This window comes from Halomonas heilongjiangensis, from assembly GCF_002879645.1.
In the GTDB taxonomy this organism is placed as follows: Bacteria; Pseudomonadota; Gammaproteobacteria; order Pseudomonadales; family Halomonadaceae; genus Halomonas; species Halomonas heilongjiangensis.
The window spans coordinates 1-4284 of record NZ_PNRE01000020.1; the positions used below are offsets into that span (position 1 = coordinate 1).

Genomic DNA, 4284 nt, shown 5'->3' on the forward strand with positions numbered 1-4284 from the left:
AGCGACTCGACCCGCGCGTCGGTCTCGGCTGAGGTATCGATATGCACGGCGCGATCGGCGCCCAGCGCCAGGGCGGTGCGCAGCTGCTCCTGGGCGGCCTTGGGTCCCACGGTCACGGCGACCACCTCGCTGGCCACGCCTTTTTCCTTCAGCCGCACCGCCTCTTCCACGGCGATCTCGCAGAAGGGGTTCATGGCCATCTTGACGTTGGTGAGGTCGACGTCGGCATGGTCCGGCTTGACCCGGATCTTGACGTTGTAATCGATGACGCGTTTGACCGCGACGAGAATTTTCATCGTTCGACTCCTGTGGCAATCGAGCTCAGGCGGTGATGGCCCGGCCGATGATGATCTTCTGGATCTCCGAGGTACCCTCGAAGATGCGAGTAATGCGCGCATCCCGGTAGTAGCGCTCGATGGGCAGGTCACAGATATAGCCATAGCCGCCATGCACCTGCACCGCGCTATCGGTGATCTTGGCCGCCGCCTCGGAAGCGAACAGCTTGGCCACCGCCGACTCCAGGCTGAAGCGACCACCGGAGTCCCGGGCCGCCGCCGCCTGGTAGGTGACCAGCTTGGCCGCCGCCAGTTGGGTGTGCATCTCCGCCAGCATCCACTGGATGCCTTGGTGCCTGCACAGCGGCTTGCCGGCCACCACCCGCTCCTGGGCCCAGGCCAGGGAGTCGTCATAGGCGGCCCGGGCGATACCGACGCTCATGGCCGCCACCTCGACCCGTCCGCGATCCAGCACCGCCATGGCGGTGGCGAAGCCCTGCCCCTCCTCACCCAGCAGCGTGGCCTCGGAGAGTTGGCAATCGAAGCTGATCTCATAGATGTGGCTGCCACGCAGCCCCAGGGTCTTCTCGGGGCTCGAGAACTGGATACCCGGGGTATGGCGATCGACCAGGAAGGCCGAGATGCCCTTGTGGCCCTGACTCTCGTCGGTCTTGGCATAGACCACCAGGAAGTCGGCGTAGGCACCATTGGTGATGTAGTGCTTGGTGCCGGTGAGGTGCCAGCCCCCCTCGCGCCGCACCGCCTTGGTGCGCATCTCGGCCGGGTTGGAGCCGGCACCGGGCTCGGTGAGGGCGAAGGCGCCGAGCTTCTCCCCGCTGGCGCACAGCGGCAACAGCTCCTGCTTCTGCCGTTCGGTACCGCCCAGCAGCACCGAGTCGGTGGCCAGGAAGTGGGCGGTCAGCGAGGAGCAGGTGGCGGCACAGTGATAGGCCACCTCCTCCACCGCCAGGGACATGGCGATGCTGCCGGGGTCGAAGCCGCCATAGGCATCGGGCAGGTTCATGCCCCAGAAACCCAGTTCGCCCAAAGCATCGAGGCTCTCGCGACAGAAGTCCCCGGTTTCGTCGTAGCGCTTGGCATTGGCCTTGAGCACCTCGGCGGATACGCGATGGGCGGCATCCTGGAAGGCGACGGCGTCGGCGGTCAGTTCAAAGTTCATGGCAGGTCACCTCATCGAACAGGTCATTGTGCTGGCCCAGGGACGGCGCCGGATGGCGGCTATAGGGCTTGTGGCCGTTGAAGAAGACCGGCTGGGGCGAGCCCGGTCGGGTGCCGATACGCGGCAGCAACTGCCGCTCGGCGGCATGGGGAGAAGCGGCGGCCTGGCCGATATCCCAGATCGGCGAGGCGGGCACCCCGGCCGCATCGAGGCACTCGCATACCTCCTCGACGCTGTACTGCCCGGCCCAGGTCTCGATGCGCGCCTTGAGGGCCGCCTGGTTGGCGTTGCGTCGCTCGTCACTGCAGAAGGCCTCATCCTCGGCCAGTTCCGGCTCGCCCATGCAGTTCGCCAGCCTGGCGAAGAGGGCGTTGTTGGCCACGGCGATGATCACCTGCCCATCCCTGGCCCGGAAGCTATCGAACGGGGCCGACAATGGATGGCGGTTGCCCACCGGGCCCGGCGCCGCTCCACTGGCCAGAAACTGGGAGAGGTTGGTGACCTGCATGGAGAAGAGGCAGTCGAGCATCGACACATCCAGGCTGCTCCCTTGACGCTCCGGGTCACGCTCGCGCCCGAACAACGCCGCACAGATCGACCAGCTGGCGAAGAGGCCGGCACAGATATCGCCCAGGGACTCACCGACCCGGGTCGGCGCGCCTCCCTCCTCGCCGGTGACCGACATGATGCCGGAGAGGGCCTGAGCGATGATGTCGTAGGCCGGCTTGGCGCTCAGCGGCCCCTGCTGCCCGAAGCCGGAGATCGAACAGTAGATCAGGCCGGGATTGATCGCCTTCAGGCTCGCCTCGTCGATGCCCAGCCGTGCCGCCACGCCGGGGCGGAAATTCTCCACCAGCACATCGGCGGTGGCGCAGAGGGCATGGAAGCGCTCCCTGCCTTCGTCACTCTTGAGATCCAGAGTCAGGCTGCGCTTGCCGCGGTTGAGCAGCGAGAAATAGACGCTCTCGCCATCGATGAAGGGGCCGATCTGGCGACTGTCATCGCCCTGAGGCGTTTCTATCTTCATCACCTCGGCGCCCAGGTCGGCCAGCATGGCGGTGCAATAGGGGCCGGCCAGAAAGCGCGACAGGTCGATGACGGTCACACCCTTGAGGGGTTGCATGGTATCTCTCCCGATAGAGGGGGCGCCGGAGGTGGCGCCCTTGGCGTGATGGCGGGCGTTACCGATCGAGCATCGGCAGGTCGAGATCGTTCTCGCGGGCGCAGGTCTTGGCGATCGCGTAGCCGGCGTCGGCGTGGCGCATCACCCCGGTGGCCGGGTCGTTGCGCAGCACCCGGCCCAGGCGGGCGTGGGCGTCATCCGTGCCGTCGGCGACGATCACCACCCCGGCGTGCTGGGAGTAGCCCATGCCCACCCCGCCGCCGTGGTGCAGCGAGACCCAGGTCGCGCCGCCGGCGGTGTTGAGCAGGGCGTTGAGCAGCGGCCAGTCGGAGACGGCGTCGCTGCCGTCCCGCATCGCCTCGGTCTCGCGATTGGGGCTCGCCACCGAGCCGGAGTCCAGGTGGTCGCGGCCGATGACGATGGGCGCCTTGAGCTCGCCACTGGCGACCATCTCGTTGAAGGCCTGGCCGAGGCGGGCGCGATCCTTGAGGCCCACCCAGCAGATCCGCGCCGGCAGCCCCTGGAAGCTGATTCGCTCGCGGGCCATGTCCAGCCAGTTGTGCAGGTGCGGGTCGTCGGGGATCAGCTCCTTGACCTTCTGGTCGGTCCTGTAGATGTCCTCCGGGTCGCCGGAGAGCGCCGCCCAGCGGAAGGGACCGATGCCCTGGCAGAACAGCGGGCGGATATAGGCCGGCACGAAGCCGGGGAAGGCGAAGGCGTTCTCGACCCCTTCCTCCTGGGCCATCTGGCGGATGTTGTTGCCGTAGTCGAAGGTCGGCACGCCCAGCGCCTGGAAGTCGAGCATGGCCTGGACGTGCACCGCCATGGACTGCTTGGCGGCCTTGACCACCGCCTCGGGCTCGCTCTTGCCGCGCGCCACGTACTCATCCCAGGTCCAGCCCGACGGCAGGTAGCCGTGCAGCGGGTCGTGGGCGCTGGTCTGGTCGGTGACCATGTCGGGGCGCACGCCGCGCCTGACCAGCTCGGGGAGGATATCGGCGGCGTTGGCGCACAGCCCGATGGAGACCGCCTGGCCCTCTGCGGTGTAGCGCTCGAGGCGTTTGAGTGCGTCATCCAGGTCGGTGGCCTGCTCGTCCAGGTAGCGGGTGCGCAGGCGGAAGTCGAGGCGCGACTGCTGGCACTCGATGTTCAGCGAACAGGCGCCGGCCAGGCTCGCCGCCAGGGGCTGGGCACCGCCCATGCCGCCCAGGCCGGCGGTGAGGATCCAGCGGCCGCTGAGGTCGCCGGCGTAGTGCTGGCGCCCGGCCTCGACGAAGGTCTCGTAGGTGCCCTGGACGATGCCCTGGGAGCCGATGTAGATCCACGAGCCGGCGGTCATCTGGCCATACATCATCAGGCCCTTGCGGTCGAGCTCGTTGAAGTGCTCCCAGTTGGCCCAGGCCGGCACCAGGTTGGAGTTGGCGATCAGCACCCGCGGGGCGTCCTTGTGGGTCTCGAACACCCCCACCGGCTTGCCGGACTGGACCAGCAGGGTCTGGGTGTCCTCCAGGCGCTTGAGGGTCTCGACGATGGTGTCGAAGCACTGCCAGTCGCGGGCGGCGCGGCCGATGCCGCCGTAGACCACCAGGTCCTCGGGGCGCTCGGCCACGTCGGGGTGGAGGTTGTTCATCAGCATGCGCAGGGGGGCCTCGGTGAGCCAGCTCTTGCAGCTGCGCTCGCTACCGGTGGGGGCGGCGATCCGGCGG

4 protein-coding genes are annotated in these 4284 nt (G+C 67.9%); all 4 read right to left on the minus strand.

Going from position 1 to position 4284, the window contains the following annotated elements; translation table 11 throughout:
- A partial coding sequence (locus C1H66_RS04000; protein ID WP_423133066.1) for an electron transfer flavoprotein subunit beta/FixA family protein occupies positions 1-296 on the minus strand: 296 nt, incomplete at its 3' end.
- Between the two features lie 25 nt (positions 297-321).
- Positions 322-1455 (minus strand): acyl-CoA dehydrogenase family protein, encoded by a 1134-nt coding sequence (locus C1H66_RS04005; RefSeq protein ID WP_102626626.1) that lies wholly within the window; start codon positions 1453-1455, stop codon positions 322-324.
- Positions 1445-2578 (minus strand): CaiB/BaiF CoA transferase family protein, encoded by a 1134-nt coding sequence (locus tag C1H66_RS04010; RefSeq protein ID WP_102626627.1) that lies wholly within the window; start codon positions 2576-2578, stop codon positions 1445-1447. Before C1H66_RS04010 ends, C1H66_RS04005 begins: the two co-directional genes overlap by 11 nt.
- A gap of 58 nt (positions 2579-2636) precedes the next feature.
- The coding region (gene hutU / locus C1H66_RS04015; protein WP_338066450.1) for a urocanate hydratase at positions 2637-4284 on the minus strand (1648 nt) is incomplete at its 5' end.

Bases quoted from the DNA above. Each gene is read 5' to 3' on its own strand.
- C1H66_RS04005 (WP_102626626.1), bottom strand. From the start codon at position 1,455: ATGAACTTTGAACTGACCGCCGACGCCGTCGCCTTCCAGGATGCCGCC.
- C1H66_RS04010 (WP_102626627.1), bottom strand. From the start codon at position 2,578: ATGCAACCCCTCAAGGGTGTGACCGTCATCGACCTGTCGCGCTTTCTG.